Source organism: Haemophilus sp. HMSC071C11 (assembly GCF_001837655.1).
Taxonomy (GTDB): domain Bacteria; phylum Pseudomonadota; class Gammaproteobacteria; order Enterobacterales; family Pasteurellaceae; genus Haemophilus; species Haemophilus influenzae.
The window spans coordinates 112,639-133,431 of the sequence record NZ_KV833409.1; the positions used below are offsets into that span (position 1 = coordinate 112,639).

General features: G+C 37.6%; 23 protein-coding genes and 1 riboswitch. Of the genes, 8 read left to right on the top strand and 15 right to left on the bottom strand.

Annotated features, from left to right (window positions below; translation table 11 throughout):
- Positions 1-34 precede the first annotated feature (34 nt).
- The 4 genes from HMPREF2644_RS04085 to HMPREF2644_RS04100 all read left to right on the top strand — a co-directional run bounded on the left by HMPREF2644_RS04085 (position 35) and on the right by HMPREF2644_RS04100 (position 3,228).
- Positions 35-616: an anthranilate synthase component II gene (locus HMPREF2644_RS04085; protein WP_011272424.1), complete on the top strand. Its 582-nt coding sequence runs from the start codon at positions 35-37 to the stop codon at positions 614-616.
- 84 nt (positions 617-700) lie between these two features.
- Positions 701-1,855, top strand: coding sequence for a methionine adenosyltransferase (metK, locus tag HMPREF2644_RS04090; protein ID WP_070828254.1), 1,155 nt, complete (start codon positions 701-703; stop codon positions 1,853-1,855).
- A gap of 294 nt (positions 1,856-2,149) precedes the next feature.
- Entirely contained in the window at positions 2,150-2,665 is a 516-nt protein-coding gene (locus HMPREF2644_RS04095; RefSeq protein ID WP_005667437.1) for a SprT family zinc-dependent metalloprotease, read from the top strand.
- Positions 2,666-2,715: 50 nt separating this feature from the next.
- Positions 2,716-3,228, top strand: coding sequence for an opacity family porin (locus HMPREF2644_RS04100; RefSeq protein ID WP_005647500.1), 513 nt, complete (start codon positions 2,716-2,718; stop codon positions 3,226-3,228).
- 97 nt (positions 3,229-3,325) lie between these two features.
- On the opposite strand, the gene HMPREF2644_RS04105 is transcribed toward HMPREF2644_RS04100, so the two are convergent.
- From HMPREF2644_RS04105 to lpcA, 6 genes are all read right to left on the bottom strand, one after another.
- A complete protein-coding gene (locus tag HMPREF2644_RS04105; RefSeq protein ID WP_227990536.1) occupies positions 3,326-3,754 on the bottom strand; it encodes a YadA C-terminal domain-containing protein in 429 nt (142 codons plus the stop codon).
- A gap of 92 nt (positions 3,755-3,846) precedes the next feature.
- Positions 3,847-4,530, bottom strand: a complete 684-nt coding sequence (artM, locus tag HMPREF2644_RS04110) for an arginine ABC transporter permease ArtM (RefSeq protein ID WP_005657179.1) — start codon at positions 4,528-4,530, stop codon at positions 3,847-3,849.
- Positions 4,530-5,195, bottom strand: a complete 666-nt coding sequence (artQ, locus tag HMPREF2644_RS04115; protein ID WP_005660414.1) for an arginine ABC transporter permease ArtQ — start codon at positions 5,193-5,195, stop codon at positions 4,530-4,532. The genes artM and artQ overlap by 1 nt, the downstream gene beginning before the upstream one ends.
- A gap of 3 nt (positions 5,196-5,198) precedes the next feature.
- A complete protein-coding gene (locus HMPREF2644_RS04120) occupies positions 5,199-5,918 on the bottom strand; it encodes a lysine/arginine/ornithine ABC transporter substrate-binding protein (RefSeq protein WP_050845870.1) in 720 nt (239 codons plus the stop codon).
- 17 nt (positions 5,919-5,935) lie between these two features.
- Positions 5,936-6,667 (bottom strand): arginine ABC transporter ATP-binding protein ArtP, encoded by a 732-nt coding sequence (gene artP / locus HMPREF2644_RS04125; protein ID WP_058222234.1) that lies wholly within the window; start codon positions 6,665-6,667, stop codon positions 5,936-5,938.
- A 125-nt stretch (positions 6,668-6,792) separates the two neighbouring features.
- Entirely contained in the window at positions 6,793-7,377 is a 585-nt protein-coding gene (gene lpcA / locus HMPREF2644_RS04130) for a D-sedoheptulose 7-phosphate isomerase (protein WP_070828255.1), read from the bottom strand.
- Positions 7,378-7,584: 207 nt separating this feature from the next.
- On the opposite strand from lpcA, the gene HMPREF2644_RS04135 reads away from it, so the two are divergent.
- A complete protein-coding gene (locus HMPREF2644_RS04135) occupies positions 7,585-8,391 on the top strand; it encodes a DNA ligase (RefSeq protein ID WP_058222244.1) in 807 nt (268 codons plus the stop codon).
- A gap of 28 nt (positions 8,392-8,419) precedes the next feature.
- On the opposite strand, the gene HMPREF2644_RS04140 is transcribed toward HMPREF2644_RS04135, so the two are convergent.
- The 8 genes from HMPREF2644_RS04140 to queC form a co-directional block, all read right to left on the bottom strand.
- The gene (locus HMPREF2644_RS04140; protein ID WP_005663823.1) at positions 8,420-9,403 is read right to left on the bottom strand and encodes a peptide ABC transporter ATP-binding protein; all 984 of its coding nucleotides are present in this window, start codon (positions 9,401-9,403) and stop codon (positions 8,420-8,422) included.
- A gap of 2 nt (positions 9,404-9,405) precedes the next feature.
- On the bottom strand, positions 9,406-10,398 hold the full coding sequence (dppD, locus tag HMPREF2644_RS04145) for a dipeptide ABC transporter ATP-binding protein (RefSeq protein ID WP_005694258.1): 993 nt from the start codon (positions 10,396-10,398) through the stop codon (positions 9,406-9,408).
- A gap of 9 nt (positions 10,399-10,407) precedes the next feature.
- The gene (locus HMPREF2644_RS04150) at positions 10,408-11,295 is read right to left on the bottom strand and encodes an ABC transporter permease subunit (RefSeq protein ID WP_070828256.1); all 888 of its coding nucleotides are present in this window, start codon (positions 11,293-11,295) and stop codon (positions 10,408-10,410) included.
- Positions 11,296-11,309: 14 nt separating this feature from the next.
- Complete coding sequence (locus HMPREF2644_RS04155; protein WP_005647473.1) at positions 11,310-12,311, bottom strand: ABC transporter permease subunit; 1,002 nt, start codon at positions 12,309-12,311, stop codon at positions 11,310-11,312.
- 89 nt (positions 12,312-12,400) lie between these two features.
- On the bottom strand, positions 12,401-14,581 hold the full coding sequence (uvrD, locus tag HMPREF2644_RS04160; RefSeq protein WP_042594456.1) for a DNA helicase II: 2,181 nt from the start codon (positions 14,579-14,581) through the stop codon (positions 12,401-12,403).
- 609 nt (positions 14,582-15,190) lie between these two features.
- On the bottom strand, positions 15,191-15,826 hold the full coding sequence (locus HMPREF2644_RS04170; protein ID WP_005686506.1) for a 7-carboxy-7-deazaguanine synthase QueE: 636 nt from the start codon (positions 15,824-15,826) through the stop codon (positions 15,191-15,193).
- Positions 15,827-16,252: a 6-carboxytetrahydropterin synthase QueD gene (queD, locus tag HMPREF2644_RS04175; protein ID WP_011272433.1), complete on the bottom strand. Its 426-nt coding sequence runs from the start codon at positions 16,250-16,252 to the stop codon at positions 15,827-15,829.
- On the bottom strand, positions 16,245-16,928 hold the full coding sequence (gene queC / locus HMPREF2644_RS04180) for a 7-cyano-7-deazaguanine synthase QueC (RefSeq protein ID WP_011272434.1): 684 nt from the start codon (positions 16,926-16,928) through the stop codon (positions 16,245-16,247). The genes queD and queC overlap by 8 nt, the downstream gene beginning before the upstream one ends.
- A gap of 1 nt (position 16,929) precedes the next feature.
- A riboswitch (PreQ1 riboswitch) is annotated at positions 16,930-16,974 on the bottom strand.
- Between the two features lie 109 nt (positions 16,975-17,083).
- Between queC and HMPREF2644_RS04185 the strand changes: the two genes are divergently transcribed.
- Positions 17,084-17,227, top strand: a complete 144-nt coding sequence (locus tag HMPREF2644_RS04185; RefSeq protein ID WP_005634891.1) for a hypothetical protein — start codon at positions 17,084-17,086, stop codon at positions 17,225-17,227.
- A gap of 50 nt (positions 17,228-17,277) precedes the next feature.
- Here HMPREF2644_RS04185 and ilvE read toward each other — a convergent pair whose 3' ends face one another.
- Positions 17,278-18,309 carry a branched-chain-amino-acid transaminase gene (ilvE, locus tag HMPREF2644_RS04190; RefSeq protein ID WP_011272435.1) on the bottom strand — a complete coding sequence of 344 codons (1,032 nt, stop codon included), beginning with the start codon at positions 18,307-18,309 and terminating at the stop codon, positions 17,278-17,280.
- Positions 18,310-18,783: 474 nt separating this feature from the next.
- On the opposite strand from ilvE, the gene HMPREF2644_RS04195 reads away from it, so the two are divergent.
- Together HMPREF2644_RS04195 and rlmM are read left to right on the top strand one after the other, a co-directional pair.
- Entirely contained in the window at positions 18,784-19,677 is an 894-nt protein-coding gene (locus HMPREF2644_RS04195; protein ID WP_005667412.1) for a transcriptional regulator GcvA, read from the top strand.
- Entirely contained in the window at positions 19,670-20,761 is a 1,092-nt protein-coding gene (gene rlmM, locus HMPREF2644_RS04200; protein WP_011272436.1) for a 23S rRNA (cytidine(2498)-2'-O)-methyltransferase RlmM, read from the top strand. Before HMPREF2644_RS04195 ends, rlmM begins: the two co-directional genes overlap by 8 nt.
- Positions 20,762-20,793 lie beyond the last annotated feature (32 nt).

Here is a 20,793-nt window from a genome sequence, read left to right on the forward strand (position 1 = left end):
AAAATGACCTGATTATAACGAATACCGAACTGTTATGAAATTACTCATCATTAATAATCACGATTCTTTTACTTTTAACTTGGTGGATTTAATTCGAAAATTAAATGTGCCTTATGATGTTTTAAACGTGGAAGATTTAAAGGAAAGTACAGCGGAAAAATATAGTCATATATTGATTTCGCCAGGGCCTGATATACCACGCGCTTATCCACAACTTTTTTCTATGTTGGAAAAATATTATCAGCAAAAATCTATTTTAGGTGTGTGTTTAGGGCATCAAACCTTATGTGAATTTTTTGGTGGTACATTGTATAACTTAGAGAATGTTCGTCACGGGCAGAAACGAACATTAAAAGTGCGGTCAAATTCTCCATTGTTTTTTGATCTTCCAACTGAATTTAATATCGGGCTATATCATTCTTGGGGCGTACAGGAAGAAGATTTTCCTGATTGCCTAGAAGTTACCGCACTTTGCGATGAAGGCGTGGTGATGGCAATGCAACATAAATCTTTGCCAATTTATAGTGTCCAGTTTCATCCAGAATCTTATATGTCAGACTTTGGCGAGAAAATTTTGCGTAATTGGTTGGCGATTCCTCCCTCAACTAACCCATAATACCGCTTGCTTATTAAGCAAAAATGCGTATTATAGCCGTCTATACGTCAATACATCCAAATTTAAAAGAAGAAGAGAGAAAATATGTCTAGCTATTTATTTACATCTGAATCTGTCTCTGAAGGGCATCCAGATAAAATTGCCGATCAAATTTCTGATGCAGTACTTGATGAAATCCTAAAACAAGATCCAAAAGCACGAGTAGCTTGTGAAACTTACGTAAAAACCGGTATGGCATTGGTGGGTGGGGAAATCACAACCTCTGCGTGGGTTGATATTGAGAATTTAACCCGTAAAGTGATTTGTGATATTGGTTATGAACATTCTGAAATGGGTTTTGATGGTCATTCTTGTGCGGTGCTTAATGCGATTGGTAAACAATCTGCAGATATTAATCAAGGCGTTGATCGTGAAAATCCATTAGATCAAGGTGCAGGCGACCAAGGTATTATGTTTGGTTATGCCACCAATGAAACGGATGTATTAATGCCTGCAGCTATTACTTATGCACATCGTTTAATGGAAAAACAAGCTGAAGTGCGTAAAAGCGGTAAATTAGCATGGTTACGCCCAGATGCGAAAAGCCAAGTCACGTTAAAATATGAAGATAATAAAATTGTTGGTGTGGATGCGGTTGTACTTTCTACTCAACATTCTGAAGAAGTTAGCCAAAAAGATTTACACGAAGGTGTGATGGAAGAAATTATCAAACCTGTATTACCAACTGAATGGCTTTCTAAAGAAACAAAATTCTTCATCAACCCGACTGGTCGTTTTGTTATTGGTGGACCGATGGGGGATTGTGGTTTAACTGGTCGTAAAATTATCGTGGATACTTACGGTGGTGCTGCTCGTCACGGTGGTGGCGCATTCTCAGGAAAAGATCCATCTAAAGTAGATCGTTCAGCGGCTTATGCTGCACGTTATGTCGCAAAAAATATTGTGGCAGCAGGTTTAGCAGATCGTTGTGAAATCCAACTTTCTTATGCGATTGGTGTGGCTGATCCAACATCTATCATGGTCGAAACCTTTGGAACTGGAAAAGTTGCAAATGAATTATTAGTGTCATTAGTTCGTGAGTTTTTTGATTTACGTCCTTATGGCTTAATTAAAATGTTAGATTTAATCCAACCAATCTATCGTGAAACGGCGGCTTATGGCCATTTCGGTCGTGAGCAATTCCCTTGGGAAAAAGTGGATCGCACAGAAGATTTACGTATTGCGGCAGGTTTAAAATAATAGGCTTGAATTTTTAGTTTGAAAGGCTTATATTGAAAAGGCAACAAGGTTTCTTGTTGCCTTAGTTGGTTTAGGTTGCTACCAAGCTGGGGAGCTAAAGGACAGCAACAAGAACCCGATAATAATCATTAAGATGATTTTTATCATAAGGCTATCTCCTTTCAGAGTTGTTAAACAAAGCTGATCGAGATTGAGTTACTGCCTGACCCGCCAGTCAGGCAATAACGTACCTGACCAACCACTGGTTATTCTATCATATAAAAGCCGCTTATCTAGCGGTTTTTGCTTTTACCGATGACATCAATATCACTTATTCCATTCCGTCATTTAAAAATGCAAGTGCAACGCAAATTGAATCAGTCTTTGCTGCTTGCAGAGGCTTATTTTAAGCGAAAATTTACAATGCCAGAGGTAAATTATGAGTTACGAGGTATAAAGGCAGGCGTGGCTTACCTACAAAAAAATGAAATAAAATTTAACCGCACTTTATTGCAAGAAAATACGGATGAATTTATTCGACAAGTCGTGCCACATGAGCTTGCGCATTTGATTGTGTATCAAATGTTTGGTCGCGTAAAACCACACGGGAAAGAGTGGCAGCTTGTAATGAATGAAATTTTTAAGCTTCCCGCAGACACTTGCCATCAATTTGATATAAAAAACGTGCAAGGTAAAACCTTTGAATATCGTTGTGCTTGCCAAACCCATTTTCTAACTATTCGTCGGCATAACAAAATAATGAAAGAAAACATCGAATATTTGTGTAAAAAATGTAAGGGAAAATTAGTTTTTGTCGATGATGAAGAATAATTTTTGTGATATATTTTTCCAATTTATTCAATAAATAAAGGAGTTATCCAATGAAAAAATCTTTATTAGCAGTTATTGTTGGTGCATTTGCCTTTGCTTCTGTTGCAAATGCGAATATTTATGCTGAGGGCGATATCGGTTTATCTCAAACTAAAGCAAACGGTAGTAACAATACAAGAGTTGAACCTCGCGTATCCGTGGGTTATAAAGTAGGAAATACACGTGTTGCGGGTGATTATACTCATCATGGAAAAGTTGATGGCACAAAAATTCAAGGTTTAGGTGCATCAGTATTATATGATTTTGACACGAATTCTAAAGTGCAACCTTATGTTGGTGCTCGTGTAGCGACTAATCAATTTAAATACACCAATCGCGCAGAACAAAAGTTTAAAAGTTCTTCTGATATTAAGCTCGGATATGGGGTTGTAGCAGGTGCAAAATATAAGTTAGATGGCAACTGGTACGCAAATGGTGGAGTTGAGTACAATCGTTTAGGTAATTTTGATAGTACCAAAGTTAATAACTATGGTGCGAAAGTTGGTGTGGGTTACGGATTCTAATTTTTAGAATACAAAAATCTTTTTTATAAAACACTTTAATTTAACGGTGATCGTTTAAAACAATCACCGTTATTTATTTTGGGATGATTTCAATACGCTAAAACCCAAAACTTACCCCAGTTGCAGCACCCACACCGTTATTGGTATCAGCAGAGCCTGAAAGGCTAATTACCATATTCGGTTTAGGTGTATAACTAACCCCAACTGCAACGGCAGATTGTCCTCGATAAGTAGTCCCTGCAGCTACGCCAGTAATTTGGCGGGTTATGCCTCTTATTTCATTCCCCACTGAAACCGAACCCGCAGTGCCTTTCCAAATTGAAACTAATTCATTTTTAGCTGTTTCATAAGATTTAGTCGCATTGTCAATCTTAGCTTGATTTGGATTAGCTGCGGTTTTCAACTGTTCCATATTGCTTTTTAACCCAGCAACTTCCTCTTTTTTTTTCGGCAAATCGTAAAGAATATTATGTAATTCTGCCAAATCAGCATAATTTTGACGCTCTGTTTTATAAGCATTTTCCAATGGCTTAATTTCAAAAATATGTGATCAAGATCACAAAATAAAAAATCCCAACGGAGATTGGGATTTAAAATCACTAAAAATTTTACCGCACTTTATGCTTTGCTTACTTCAAAACGTTCAAATGCCAATACTTTTTTCTCTAATTTACGTAGTAATAATGTTGCAATGCCCGTAATAATTAAATAGATACCGCCCGCAATGCCGTAAATTGTGATTGCATCATATTCTGTCCCATAAAGTTGGCGTGCGTAACCCATAATATCCATAATCGTAATGGTGGATGCTAATGCCGTGCCTTTAAATACCAAAATAATTTCGTTACTGTAAGACGGCAACGCACGTTTTAAGGCATAAGGAATTAAAATTTTTAAAGTTTGTATGCGGTTTAATCCTAATGCGCCACAACTTTCCCATTGTCCTTTGGGAATGGCTTTCACTGCACCGTGAAATAATTGGGTGGAATAGGCTGCACTGTTTAGTGCTAAAGCTAATGCAGCACAGAACCACGCATTGGATAAGACATACCATAATGGGCTGTCAATAATCCATTGGAATTGACCGGGCCCTGCATAAATTAAAAAGAACTGTACTAACAGTGGCGTGCCTGTGAATAAAGTAAGGTATAAATTGACCGCACTTTTTATCCATTTGTTTTCCATTGAAAGTAAAAAAGTAAGAAATAAGGCTAAAAAGAAAGCAATCAGTAAGGATACGACTGTGAGGAGTAAACTCGTTGGGATCCCTTGTGCGATCACAGTTAAATATTCTTGAAACATTATTTCACGCCCCTTTCAAAACGAGTAAAACGCAGCTCTAATTTTCGAATACCAACTTGGCTAATTAATGTCACTGCTAAATAAATTAACGCAGCAATACCATACCAAGTAAAAGGCTGATGGGTGTTGGTATTAATCAGATCCGCTTGGCGCATCAAATCGTCTACGCCAATTAATGAAACCAATGCCGTATCTTTTAGCAATACAAGCCATTGGTTGCTTAAACCAGGTAAGGCGTGACGCCATACTTGTGGCATAACAATATGAATGAACGTATAGCTTTTGCTTAAGCCTAACGCTGCACCTGATTCCCATTGTCCTTTTGGTATGGCTTGAATTGCACCGCGTAATGTTTGTGAAGCATAAGCTGCAAAAATGAGAGAAAGCGCAAACACACCACAGCCAAATGCCCCAAATTCAATGTATTCTCCTGTCAGCATTTCGACTAATTCGGTAGAACCAAAATAGACAAGTAATACAACAATAATTTCGGGTAAGCCACGTAATAATGCCACAAATACTGTCATCGGCTTGCCAACAAAGCGATTTGCTTCAAGCACGGCAAAAATAAGGCTTAAAAATAAGCCTAAGAGCAATGAACAGACCGCAAGCCCTAAAGTCATTAGAGCAGCGGTAAACATTAAAGAAAGAAAGTCAGAAAACATAAATTATTTTGTCATCCATTTATCATAGATTTTTTGGTATTCGCCATTTGCTTTAATTGCAGCTAAACCTTTGTTTAATTGTGCAGCCAAATCTTTGTTTGATTTGTGCATTGCAATACCTAAACCATTACCAAAATATTTTTTATTGGTTACTTTTTCGCCTACAAATTGAATTTCTGGCTCTTTGGAAATCATATCGGAAAGCACTGCGGTATCGCCCAAAATAATGTCAATCCGACCGCTCTTTAAGTCTAAAATGGCATTTTGTAAACTTGCATAGGATTTTGGACTATATTGCTTGGTTTCTGCTACGGTATATTGTTGGAATGTTGTACCATTTTGAACACCTATATTTTTTGCACTTTCTAAGGTTGCTTTGCCTTTAAGAGCAACATAGCTTGCAGAGCTATCGTAATACGCATCAGAGAATAACACTTGTTTTGCACGAGCATCGGTAATATCGATTGCGGAAATTGCTGCATCAAAACGTTTTGCTTTTAAACTTGGAATTAATGAATCAAAGGTTTCGCTCTTGAATTTACAGGTTACTTGAATTTCTTGACAAATTGCATTCGCCACATCCACATCAAAACCAATAATTTCGCCTTTTGCATTTGTGGTTTCAAATGGTGGATAGCTAGGTTCCATTGCAAAAGTGAGTTCTTGTGCGCTTACAGCAATAGATGATCCCAATAAAATGGCAGTTAATAATGTTTTTTTCATCGTAAGTTCCTTATTTTCTAGTGAGAAAGATAGTGTTTAAATTGTTCCGTTTTTGGATTTTCAAAGCAATCAGCCGATCCCATTTCGACGATTTTACCTTGTTCCATATAGACGACTTTTGTCGCTACTTTTTGCGCCACATTGACTTCGTGGGTTACAATCACTTGCGTAATGCCAGTTTCTTGTAATTCTTTAATAATATCTACAACTTGCGCTGTAATTTCTGGATCTAGCGCAGCCGTTGGTTCATCAAATAACAGAACTTGTGGCTTCATCATCAGGGCGCGCGCTATTGCAACACGTTGTTGTTGACCGCCTGATAAATGCAATGGAAAGCGATCGGCAAGTTGTTCTAAACGTAAACGTTTTAACAATTCCATTGCATCGGTTTTCGCTTCATTTTCACTCACACCACGTACTTTCATTGGTGCTTCAATTAGGTTTTCAATTACCGTTAAGTGCGGCCAGAGATGATATTGTTGAAAAACCATTCCTACATCTTGGCGTAATTGTCGGATTGCTTTGGGATTTGCCATTGCATTGGATAAATTAAAATCATTATTTGCAATACTTAATTCACCAGACTTTGGCACTTCTAACAAATTTAATGTGCGAATTAATGTACTTTTGCCTGCACCACTTGGGCCCAGCAACACAACGGTATCGCCTTCTTCTGCTTCAAGGTTAATATCAAATAACGTTTGTGATGAACCGTAAAAGAAATTGAGATTTTTAACACGAATAGCCATTTTTCTTCTCTATGCTTCATAAGATGAAAAAATATTACATTTTTATGCATAATTATGCAAGTGCTATTAATAAAAAATCCCAAAAAATTTGGGATTTTAAAAACTTGATTGAAATCAACCGCACTTTAGGCTTGTTTTGCCATTTCAAACTCAATTAACATCATTAAAATATGAATAACTTTGATATGGATTTCTTGAATACGATCTGCATAACGGAAATGGGGTACACGAATTTCAACATCTGCTAATCCTGCCATTTTCCCGCCGTCTTTTCCTGTCATCGCAATGACTTTCATGCCTTTTGCTTTTGCCGCTTCAATAGCATTTAAGATATTTTTTGAATTACCAGAGGTTGATAAACCGAATAACACATCGCCTTTTTTCCCCACCGCTTCAACATAGCGAGAAAAGACATATTCATAGCCAAAATCATTACTTACACAGCTTAAATGACTTACATCTGAAATCGCAATAGCGGGGTAGCCAGGGCGATTTTCACGATAACGCCCCGTTAATTCTTCTGCAAAATGCATCGCATCACAGTGCGAACCGCCATTACCACAAGAAAGCACTTTTCCACCTTGTTTAAAACTATTGGAAATTAATAATGCCGCTTCTTGAATTAATTTAATGTTATTTTCGTCAGAAATAAATTTGTTTAACACATCTTGTGCTTCCACAAGTTCTGCTTTGATTTGATCTAAATACATTGATTGCTCCTTGTTGGGAATAAAATCGCGATGGCATTGTATAGCAGATGAAGATTCTTCGCTAGCCTAAATAAAAATTCATCTTTTTTCGATGAAATAATGATTTTTTGCGATTTAGATCGAAAAAATAAGTTTGAGTGGTTGGATATTTTTCAAGATATGTTTATCTTGCGTAAACTTATTAGCCCTTTAATTTTCAAAAACACAATGAAATTTTACCGCACTTTGTTACTTTTCTTTGCTAGTTCTTTTGCTTTTGCTAACTCAGATTTAATGCTTCTTCATACCTATAATAATCAACCCATAGAGGGTTGGGTGATGTCTGAAAAGTTAGATGGTGTACGAGGTTATTGGGATGGAAAGCAATTATTAACCCGACAAGGGCAACCTTTATTACCGCCCGCCTATTTCACTAAGGATTTTCCGCCTTTTGCCATTGATGGCGAATTATTTAGTGAGCGAAATCATTTTGAGGAAATTTCATCCATCACAAAATCTTTTAAAGGCGATGGTTGGGAAAAACTTAAATTGTATGTTTTTGATGTGCCTGATGCAGAGGGCAATTTATTTGAGCGTTTAGCTAAATTGAAAGCCTATTTACTTGAATATCCTACAACTTATATTGAAATTATTGAGCAAATTCCTGTTAAAGATAAAACCCATTTATATCAATTTCTTGCACAAGTCGAAAATTTGCAAGGCGAGGGCGTTGTTGTACGTAACCCTAATGCACCTTATGAACGTAAGCGAAGCTCACAAATTTTAAAATTGAAAACAGCACGAGATGAAGAATGTACGGTTATTGCACACCATAAAGGCAAAGGACAATTTGAAAATGTGATGGGTGCTTTAACTTGTAAAAATCATCGGGGAGAATTTAAAATCGGTTCGGGTTTTAATTTAAACGAACGAGAAAATCCCCCTCCGATAGGATCTGTGATTACTTATAAATATCGAGGCATTACGAATAGTGGAAAACCTCGATTTGCAACCTATTGGCGAGAGAAAAAATGAGCCTATTTATAAATCTGACAAAATGAATTTAATCAATATGGAAACAAGCGATTAATTTTCCATCAGTATATTGTTCCAAGTGCGGTTGATTTTCACGACATTTTTCTGTCGCTTTCCAACAACGAGGATTAAATGCACAGCCTTTTGGCGGATTAATCGGGCTTGGCAATTCGCCTGTCAGTTTTATGCGTTCACGGCGCAAGTTTGGCGACAAACGTGGTGTCGCTGAAAGTAACGCTTTGGTATAAGGATGCTGAGGATTAGAAAAAATCTGCTCTGTCGTCCCTTTTTCAATACAACGACCTAGATACATTACCATCACTTCATCAGCGATATGTTCTACCACAGAAAGATCGTGTGAAATGAACACGTAAGACAAGCCTAATTCATCTTGTAAATCCATCATTAAATTCAGTACTTGTGCACGCACGGAAACATCCAATGCAGAAACAGGCTCATCGGCAACGACAACATCTGGATCTAACATTAAACCACGAGCGATGGCAATACGTTGGCGTTGTCCGCCTGAGAACATGTGGGGATAACGATCATAAAATTCAGCGCGCAAGCCCACTTTTTCCATCATCGATAAAACTTTTTCTCGCCGTTCTTTGGCGGAAAGTTTTGTATTGATGATTAATGGTTCTTCCAAAATTGAACCAATCTTTTTGCGTGGATTTAACGATGCGTAAGGATTTTGAAAAACTATTTGAATTTTTTTACGACGTAGTGCTTTTGTTTCAGAATCATTTTCTAAAAAATTATGCCCTTTGTAATAAAGTTCGCCTTTGGTTGGTTCTTCAATCATTGTCAATAAACGACCTAGCGTTGATTTTCCACAACCAGATTCCCCCACGACTGCTAAAGTTTTACCTCGTTCAAGCTGAAAAGAGACACCATCCAACGCTTTTACTTGCTGTGGTTTTGCAAACAAGCCTTTTTTTACAGGGTAATATTTTTTTAAGCCAATGGCATTTAATAATGGCGTATTTTCTTTTACTTCATTCGTCATTATTAAGCTCCTTGATATTCAACTGGATTGCCTTGCTCGTTCAGCGGAGTATGGCATTTTACTTTACGCGAACCGATATGATGCAATTGAGGTTCAACTTGGCGACAATATTCGGTGGCATAAGGGCAGCGAGGATTTAATAAACAGCCTGTTGGGCGATCGTATTTTCCAGGGACGACCCCTTGTAATGATTCTAAGCGAGATTTTCCCTCTGCAAATTCAGGTAATGAACGTAACAAGGCTTGTGTGTAAGGATGTTTTGGTTCGCGGAAAATATCTTTTGCGGTGCCTTCTTCAACGATTTGTCCAGCATACATCACGATAATTCGCTCTGCCGCTTCAGCCACAAGTGCTAGATCGTGAGTAATCAAAATTAGGGACATACATTCTTTCTTTTGCAATTCAAGTAAGAGTTCCATAATTTGAGCTTGGATAGTCACGTCCAATGCCGTGGTTGGTTCGTCAGCAATCAATAATTTAGGTCTGCAAGCAATTGCCATCGCAATCATCACGCGCTGGCTCATTCCACCAGACAGCTGATGGGGATAAACATCAATCCGAGATTCAGGATCAGGAATACCGACCAATTTTAAAAGCTCTAAAGTGCGGTCTTTTCTCGCCTTTTTTGTGCCGCCTTCGTGAGTTTTTAACGCTTCCATAATTTGGAATCCCACAGTATAAGCAGGATTTAAACTTGTCATCGGATCTTGGAAAATCATCGCAACATCAGCACCAATAAGCTGGCGTTTAGCTTTACTCTCTAAAGTGAGTAAATCAGTATTTTCAAATTGCAAGGATTCAGCAGATACACGTCCAGGATGATCAATTAATCCCATAATTGCGAGAGAACTCACAGATTTACCCGAACCTGATTCTCCCACAATGCCAAGCACTTCGCCTTGTGCGACTTGATAGCTAATGCGATCCACTGCTTTAAATGGCGTTTTTTTATCGCCAAAGTGAACAGAAAGTTCTTTTACGTCTAATAATGCCATTCTGTTTTCCTATTGTTTGAGTTTTGGATCAAGGGCATCACGCAAGCCATCGCCCATTAAGTTGAAAGCTAATACCAAAGATAAAATCACTAAGCCAGGAATTGTAACTAACCAGTTTGCCGCTTGCATAAAACCACGAGCTTCGGAAAGCATTGTGCCAAGTTCTGGTGTTGGTGGTTTTGCACCAATGCCTAAGAAACCAAGTGTCGCGAGTTCTAAGATAGCATTGGATATTCCCATAGTCATTTGCACAATTAAAGGGGCTAAACAGTTTGGTAAAATCACAATAAACATGAGGCGTAAAATACCTGCCCCTGCCACTTTAGATGAAGTCACATAATCACGATTTTTTTCATTCATCATCGCTGCTCGAGTTAAACGCACATAGCTAGGAATCGATACCACGGCGATCGCTAAAGTGGCATTGGCGAGTGATGGCTCTAAAATAGAGACGACTACAATCGTCAAAAGTAAGTTTGGAATTGCGAGCATAATATCAATTAGGCGAATGATAATTGTATCTAGCACGTCGCCATAATAGCCAGAAATCAAGCCAAGGCTGGTACCAAAGGCGCAAGATAGTAATACGATGATAAATCCCGCAAAGACGGAAATTCGCGTTCCATAAATAATACGCGAAAGAATATCTCGCCCAATATCGTCTGTGCCGAGTAAATAAGCAGGATTACCGCCCTCATACCAAGCAGGGGGAAGTAAAAGTGCGGTACGATTTTGTTCTGTTGGATCAAAAGGCGCAATATAAGGTGCGAGAATGCTGATTAAGGCAACAATCAAAATAAAAATTAAACCAATTAGCGCACCACGATTTTGTTTGAAGTAAAACCAAAATTCTTGTAAAGGTGTTTTTGGCGCAAAAGTTAAAGGCGTGTCAGACATAATTTCTCCTACAATTAATGACGGATACGCGGATTGACCACGCCGTAAAGTAAATCGACGGTTAAATTCACCACAATAATAATCGTCGCAATAATCAGTACAGAACCTTGTAATACCGGATAATCACGGGCTTGAATGGCATCAATAATCCATTTTCCAATCCCCGGCCAAGAGAAAATAGTTTCTGTGAGAACTGCACCAGAAAGCAATTGACCTACAATTAACCCGACCACAGTGACAACAGGAATTAACGCATTACGCAATGCGTGAACAATAACAATTCGAGTATAGCTTAAACCTTTTGCTTTTGCCGTGCGAATGTAATCTTCGCCTAATACTTCCAGCATTGCAGATCGTGTCATACGCGTAATAATGGCGAGAGGAACTGTGCCTAGGACTATTGCAGGAAGAATTAAGGATTTCACCGCATTTTCGAAGGCACCTGGCATACCAGAAAGCCAGCTGTCAATAAGCATAAATCCTGTTGGTGTATCGATCCAAAATTCATTATCTAAACGTCCACCTTGTGGCAAACCGAGTTGTGGCGAAACATATAAAATTAAAATTAAACCCCACCAGAAAATCGGCATAGAATAACCTGTGAGCGATGCAGCTGTAACGGTGTGAGAAATCCAACTGTCTTTTTTTACTGCGGCAATCGTGCCTAAAATTATTCCACCTAATAATGACCAAAATAACGCAAAAAAAGCTAATTCAGCGGTAGCAGGAAAAAGCGTAAAAAATTCAGTAAGGACAGGTTGTTGAGTGCGGAACGATGCACCGAAATCCCCTTGAATTACATTGCCAATATAGTGGAAATATTGCTGATAAAGAGGTAAATCTAAACCCAATTGGTGCATCATTTGTTGATGTACTTCTGCCGTTAAGCCACGTTCCCCCATCAGAATTTCCACAGGATCACCGGGAATAAAATGCACAAGGGCAAAGGTAATAAGAGTAATGGCAATAAAAGTAGGGATCACCATTAAGATTCGTTTGAATACAAATTTAAACATTCCATCACTCGTAGATAATAAAAGTGCGGTAAAAATTCACCGCACTTTTCAAAGAAATTAATCGGTAAAAAATATAATACTCTTGAATTCTACCGCACTTTTTCCAATTTTGCCAAATGCGCAATCAACCATTTAATGCCTTGAGCTTGGAACGCTATTTGTAAACGTGTGTTATTTTCAGATCCTTCCACATTAATCACTGTGCCGAAACCAAATTTTTCGTGTTTAACTTTTTGACCCATTTTCCATTCATTTTCGACCGCACTGGTATTCGACAATGAACCGACTTTTGCTAGGTTCATCGCACGCGTGACTGTCCCTCGTAAACGAATTTCTTGGATACATTCTCTCGGTAATTCTGCGATAAACCGTGATGGCAAATGGCGTTCTTCTTTGGCATATAATCGACGGCTTTCCGCATAAGAGATGGTCAGTTTTTTCTGCGCACGAGTAATACCGACATAAGCTAAACGACGCTCTTCTTCTAAACGTCCGGGTTCTTCAAAAGAACGAAAACTTGGGAATAATCCTTCTTCTACGCCCACCATAAATACACGAGGAAATTCTAAGCCTTTCGCAGAGTGCAACGTCATCATTTCTACACAAGATTGATGCGGCGAGGCTTGTTCTTCGCCAGCTTCTAAGGAAGCGTGCGTTAAAAAGGCAGTGAGTTCGGTCATTTCTTCCGCATTATCAGGTTTGATAAATTCACGGGTTGCGGTAACTAATTCTTCCAAATTTTCAATACGCACTTCGCCTTTTTCGCCTTTTTCTTGTTGATACATTTCATATAAGCCCGAATGTTTAATCACAAAATCAGTTTGTGCGAAAAGCGGCATTTCTGCGGTATCAAGTTGTAGTGAATTAATTAATTCTTGGAAACGTAATAAGGCTGTTGAGGCTCGCCCTGCCAACATATTTTCTTGTGTTGCGACTTGTACTGCTTGCCATAAGGTAATTTGGCGTTCACGTGTTAAGTTACGCAATATATCTAAAGTGCGGTCGCCAATGCCACGGGTTGGCGTATTAATTACACGCTCAAAAGCCGCATCATCTTGACGATTATTAATCAAACGAAGATAGGCTAACGCATCTTTAATTTCTTGACGTTCGAAGAAACGCATACCGCCATAAATACGGTATGGAATTTGACAACGAATTAAAGCTTCTTCAATAACCCGTGATTGGCTATTACTACGATAAAGTACAGCGCAATCATCAAGTTTTCCGCCATGTTCCACCCAATCCTGAATTTGTGAGGCGACAAATTTTGCTTCGTCTAATTCATTAAAGGCAGCATAGATGCCCACAGGATCGCCTTTTTCACCCTCTGTCCATAAATTTTTACCAAGACGATCACTATTGTTTGCAATTAATTCATTTGCGCTGTTTAGGATATTGGCGGTAGAACGATAGTTTTGTTCAAGGCGAATTGTTTCGGCTTTGAAATCTTTCAAGAATTTTTGGATATTTTCTATTTGTGCACCACGCCAACCGTATATAGATTGATCATCATCGCCCACAATCATGACTTTGCCTGTTTTTCCAGAAAGAATTTTGATCCATTTATATTGGATTTTATTGGTGTCTTGAAATTCATCCACCAAAATATGCTGAAAACGTTGTTGATAACGTTGCAAAATTAATGGTTTTTTCTCAAATAATTCATAGACCCGAATTAATAATTCAGCAAAATCGACCAACCCTGCGCGATCGCAAGTGTCTTGATAGATCTGATAAATTTTAATCCATTCACGTTCTTGGCGATCATTAAAATCTTCAATATCATTTGGTCGCAAGCCTTCATCTTTTTTGTTATTGATGTACCAACAAGCCTGTTTAGGCGGAAAAGCTTTTTCATCAAAATTATGTAATTTTAATAATCGTTTAATTAAACGAAGTTGATCTTCTGAATCTAAAATTTGGAAATCTTGTGGCAATCCCACATCTAAATGATGAGCTCGTAATAAACGATGGGCAATGCTGTGAAAGGTGCCAATCCACATACCAACTAATTGATGTTGTGCGTGTTTGGCAAGGGTAGATTGAATACGATGACGCATTTCTGCTGCGGCTTTATTGGTAAAGGTCACCGCCATAATGCTGCCTTCAGAAATATTTTCGACCGCAATTAACCAAGCAATACGGTGCGTCAATACACGCGTTTTGCCCGATCCTGCACCAGCTAGCACTAGGTGATTACCAAGAGGAGCAGCTACGGCTTCGCGTTGTTTATCGTTAAGCCCGTCAAGTAATTCAGAAATATCCATCATAAACTATCTTTAATCTGTTTAAATTTACAGTTATTATAGTCTCATCTATCTTGTGAAACAATAAGATTTGTGAGTATATCAAAAGTAGGGTAGAACATTTTAAGAATAATATTAAGCGGGATTCTCCTATATCCTTAAACTCAACATCAAAACCATATGCTTTGAAAGCTATTTTTATACTATCTATAAACAAATTTTTAATTCGTTTACCTCTCATTCCTAAAATGCAAGGTTTCTCATTTTTCCAAAAATACCCATGATGTAATAGTATAGGAATGTTGTTTAATGACTTAATCAATACTTGATTTGCTAGGATTCCTGTAATGATTTTATAAACATTTGCTTTTCCTTCTACTTGCACGCCATTTTACGCATAGTCGGTGATTTTGTCCGAATTAAGTTTTAGGTTAAAAAGTTACTCAAATTCAATGTTATTCATAATTAATACAAATAAGAAAGAGTGAGATATGGTACAAAATTTCAAAAAATGGTTAGCACAAAGGAATGGGAGAAGTGTGCTATCCAAGTTTCATTATGATCACTCTCTAAAGTAGAAAACGTCATATACTAAATTATATACTGATCAAAAAATAATATTTCCTTCTATTACTCAATACCAATCAATTTATGTGTTTGTAAACTTAGCTGCCATTTAGGTTTATTTGAACGTTGATTCAATTGACCAAGTAAAGTGATAGTCTCAAGTAAATTCATTTTCCCATCAATTTCACAAGGTGAAAGATAGTAATTCTTTGCTTTTATTTTTTGCTCGATCAATTCACAAAATGATGGCATATTACTGTCCATTACAATACGTACTTCATTTGCAAATGGAATGCAACGCTTTTCATACTTATGAGCATAAAGGCTCTTAGGACTCGTCGCAATATAATCTATTTGTGCAGGAATTGCTTTTAGACCATTGGTTTCAATTGCAAGAAAATAGCCATCTGATTTAAATTGCTCAAGTAAGTATTCAATTTTTGGTACAATTGTTGGCTCACCACCTGTGATGATAATATTCTTTGACGAAAATGACCGCACTTTTTCTAGAATTTGTGATACAGACCAGCGTTTAAAATTATTATAAGGTGTATCACACCAAGGACAGTCTAGATTGCATTTACCAAATCGTACAAAAACACTTGGCATTCCCGTATTGAAGCCCTCCCCTTGCAGACTTTCAAAAATTTCGACTATGTTAAAGTTCGGTTCAAAATCATGATATTTTTCCATCAACATTTACTCCTGATACTCGCAAAATGAAGCTGGGGTTTCCCATAAACGAATGGATGATATGGACAGTTGTTCATCATGTTTTAAACGATTAAAAATAAAACGAGCTATTTCTTCTGCCGTAGTTCTAAAGGGAACACCAAAAGTTTTTGAGTTTAACTTTTGCAATAGAGTGGCAATTTGGCTTTCTCGCTCATTGGTTTGATCATAAATAAAGGCGTGATCCATCGGATCTAAAATAACTTTTTTCACAATAGACTTTAGATCTGAAAAATCAATGACCATTGCTTTTTTTGCACCTGATTCATATAAGTCACCCGAAATTTCAACTTGTAATTTATATGTGTGTCCATGTAAATTTTGACATTTCCCATCATGTCCATCTAATAAATGTGCCATGTCAAAGCTAAATTCTTTGGAAATTTTAAACATTTTTTCTACCTTTTTGAGTCAAATATTTCTTTAGACCTTTATTGCGTAAAATACAGCTTGGGCATTTTCCGCATCCACCTTCGATGCCTTCATAGCAAGTGTGAGTATGTTTTTGTACATAATCTAATACGCCTAATTCATCAGCAAGCTGCCAAGTTTGGGCTTTAGTGAGATACATTAATGGTGTTTTGATATTGAATTGATAATCCATAGCTAAATTTAATGTGACATTCATTGACTTGATAAACACATCTCGGCAATCTGGATAACCGCTGAAATCTGTTTCACATACGCCAGTGATAATATCTTGAATGCCTTGGCCTTTCGCATAAATCGCTGCATAAAGTAAAAATAGGGCATTGCGACCATCAACAAAAGTGTTTGGCAATTCATTCTCTTTTTGCTCAATATGCGCCTGTTCATCCATTAATGCATTATGTGTGATAGCTTTCATAACAGATGTATCAATCAAGGTTTGTTTAATGCCGAGATCTTGCACAATGGCGCGTGCCTTTTCTAATTCAATAGCATGACGCTGCCCATATTGAAAGGTAATGGCTTCTATGTTTTCTTTGCCGTATTCAGCAATAGCTTGGAATAAACAAGTCGTGGAGTCTTGTCCACCTGAAAAGATGACAATCGCTTTACGATCGTGGTTTGGATTGAAAATATTCATATTTTACCTAGTTTTTTATTGTAGGAGGTTTGCGAACTACGGGGGGTATTCTAGTGGGGAAGTTCTATTTTAGCAAGACAAGTGAAATATTTCGTTGGATGTGAAGTCGTTGTGCTACAATTCGCAGGTTTTTAATTTAGCAAAAAGGTTTACTTATGAAAAAATGGTTGTTGATTATCGCAGGCGCGTTGATTATTTCAGCTTGCGCAAATAAGGATGTGTATTTTAACGGTGCAGAAGGTTCGCATTCAGGTGTTAAATTTGATAAAGATTCTCGCCAATGGGGATTGAATCAATAAAAAAGTGCGGTTGATTTTTAACCGCACTTTCGTTTTTCTATTGGTAGAAATTATTCTACTTTCACAATCCAGCCTTCAGGTGCTTCGATATCACCGAATTGGATGCCTGTTAATTCATCATAAAGACGACGGGTAACAGGGCCTACTTCAGTTTCTGAATAGAATACGTGGAATTTTCCGTTGTGTTGAATGCCGCCCACTGGAGTAATCACCGCCGCTGTACCGCACGCACCAGCTTCTACGAATTGATCGAGTTGATCGATATACACATCGCCTTCAATAGCTTCCATACCTAAACGCTCTTTTGCGATATGTAAAAGAGAGTATTTAGTGATACTTGGTAAAATAGATTCTGATTTTGGTGTGATGAATTTATTGTCTTTTGTGATCCCAAAGAAGTTTGCCGCACCGACTTCTTCAATTTTAGTGTGAGTTTTTGGATCTAAATAGATTGCATCCGCAAATTTACGTTCTGGCGTACCTTGTTCTGCGGCTAATTCGTGTGGAAGTAAGCTTGCTGCGTAGTTCCCACCCACTTTCACACCACCAGTGCCCATTGGTGCAGCACGGTCATAATCAGTCGTGATAAAGTTTGATGGAGCCAAACCACCTTTGAAGTAAGCACCCACTGGGCAACAAAAAACAGAGAAAATAAACTCTGGTGCCGTTTTCACGCCGATATTTTCGCCCACGCCAATTAAGAATGGACGTAAGTATAAGGTTGCACCAGAACCGTAAGGACCCAACCAATCTTGGTTAGCTTTAACCACTTCTTTACATGCACGCACGAATAATTCAGTTGGTACGCGTGGCATTAAAAGACGGTCTGCGGTACGTTGCATACGCTCTGCATTTGCTTGCGGGCGGAATAAGTTGATTGAACCATCTTTGCAACGGTAAGCTTTTAAGCCTTCAAAGCATTGTTGGCCGTAGTGAAGTGCGGTAGAACCTTCGTGAATATGTAAAGTATTGTCTGTGGTGAGTTTTCCTTCGTCCCATTTGCCATCTTTCCAGTGAGCGATGAAGCGGTAATCTGTTTTAATATAACTAAAACCAAGGTTATTCCAGTCTAAGTCTTTCATTTTACTTCCTTAATATTATTTTTTGAATGAAATTTCGCTTAATCTACACCATTCCTGAAGTGATTTAAATAATAAATTCTCGAAATGATGCAATTTTTAGCCAACTAAAAAGGAATAATGAAATTTTGGAAACAGGGCAGGAAATAACAATATAGTTATGCTAAAATCGGGATGAAAAAAACGCCACTCAATGAGAGCAGCGTTTAACCAAATCGGTTTAATAATATACAGGAAGTAAATGAGTAACAAATTGTTACTCAAGTTCGGTTTCCCGAACTATATGCAAACACAACATCATACTTAAGTCTGAAACTCATTAACTAGTAAGGAATTACCAATCATTAAGTATGGTTGTATTGTAAGGAAAAGGGTAGGAAAGGACAAGTGACGTTTTTTTATTTTAGGTATTAGAAAAACTAATTTGAAATAAATCTTGTCCATTATAGACGAAAATTTTATAAATGGAAATACTATATGTATAAACGTTTGCCACCATTGAATTCACTAAAATCTTTTGAGTCGGCTGCTCGTTATTTAAGTTTTACTAAAGCAGCAGATGAGCTTTGTGTTACACAGGCGGCGGTTAGTCATCAAATTAAATTATTAGAAGAATTTTTAGGGATTGAATTATTTAAGCGAAAGAATCGTTCTTTAGAATTAACGGAGCTTGGTAAAGCTTATTTTGTTGATATTAATAAAATTCTGCGTCGCTTAAATGAAGCAACAGAGCGATTATTAACGTTAAAAACGGATCCGCATTTAAATATTAGCGTGCCACAAACTTTTGGTATCCAATGGTTAGTGCCACATTTAAGTGAATTTAATCAGCTTTATCCGCAAATTGAGGTTCGTTTAACAGGCGTGGATCAAGATGAAGGTTTGTTAAATAAAGAAATTGATCTTGCTATTTATTATGGTTTGGGAAATTGGCAGAATCTTCAAGTAGATCGTCTTTGCGAAGAAAATTTATTGATTTTAGCCTCACCTGAATTGCTAGCAGAAAATCCAATTATTCAGCCTGAAGATTTAAAAAAACACACATTAATTCACATTCATACCTGTGATAATTGGCAAGCGATGGCAAATCATTTACAGTTAGATGATTTAAATATTCAGCAAGGGCCGTTATTTAGCCATACATTTATGGCGTTACAGGCGGCTATTCACGGGCAAGGTATTGTATTAGCTAATCGCTTATTAGCCTTGCAAGAAATTGAAAATGGCTCATTGCAAGCAGTGTTGCCGACTAATTTGCCTGATCCAAAATCATTTTATGTGGTCAATCATCTTGATCGCCTTGATGACCAAAAAATTCAAGCATTCCGTCAGTGGATTATTAACTCAATTAAACAAGAAGAAAATGAATAAACTCGCATTATATTGTCGCCCAGGTTTTGAGAAAGAAGTCGCCGCAGAGATTACCGATCAAGCAAGTCATTTAGGTGTATTTGGTTTTGCTCGAGTGCAAGATAATTCGGGCTACGTGATTTTTGAATGTTATCAACCTGATGAGGCAGATCGCCTTGCCCGAGACATTCCTTTTAATCGTTTGATTTTTGCTCGTCAGATGATGGTTATTTCCGATTTATTGGAAGATTTAGATCCCGCTGATCGTATTAGTCCCATCGTGGCGGCATTTGAAGAATTATCACAACAAGTTAATTTTGCTCAATCTAGCGAGCTTTTTGTAGAAACTGCAGACACAAATGAAGCAAAGGAGCTTTCCACTTTTTGTCGTAAGTTTACCGTGCCTTTACGTCAGGCATTGAAAAAACAAGGTTGGCTTTCGGCAAAGGCGAGTCAAAAGTGCGGTCAATTTTTACATTGTTTTTTTGTAAAACCGAATTGCTGCTATGTGGGATATTCTTATGTGGATAATCATTCCTCCCATTTTATGGGAATCCCTCGTTTAAAATTTCCTGCAGATGCGCCGAGTCGATCTACGTTAAAACTAGAAGAAGCTATTTTGACTTTTATTCCGCGTAAAGAAGAGAATAAACGTTTAAATGAAAATATGATTGGCGTTGATTTAGGGGCTTGCCCTGGCGGTTGGACGTATCAATTAGTCAAACGAGGTTTATTTGTTTATGCAGTTGATCACGGAAAAATGGCGGCGAGTTTGCATGATACGGGGTGCATTGAACATTGCGCGGAAGATGGTTTTAAATTTCAGCCCCCAAAAAGGAAAAAAGTGGATTGGTTAGTCTGTGATATGGTGGAACAACCAAGTCGTATTTCGTTATTGATTGGTAAATGGTTGTTGAATGGTTGGTGCCGAGAAACCATCTTCAATTTAAAATTACCCATGAAAAAACGTTATCAAGAAGTGATATTATGTTTAGAAAACTTGGCTGTTATGTTGGCTGAGCAGAATTTAAATTTTGATATCCAAGCAAAACATTTATATCACGATCGTGAAGAAATCACGGTTCATATAGCATTAAAACCTTGAGTGAATTGTTTTCATAACCAAAAAGGACGTCG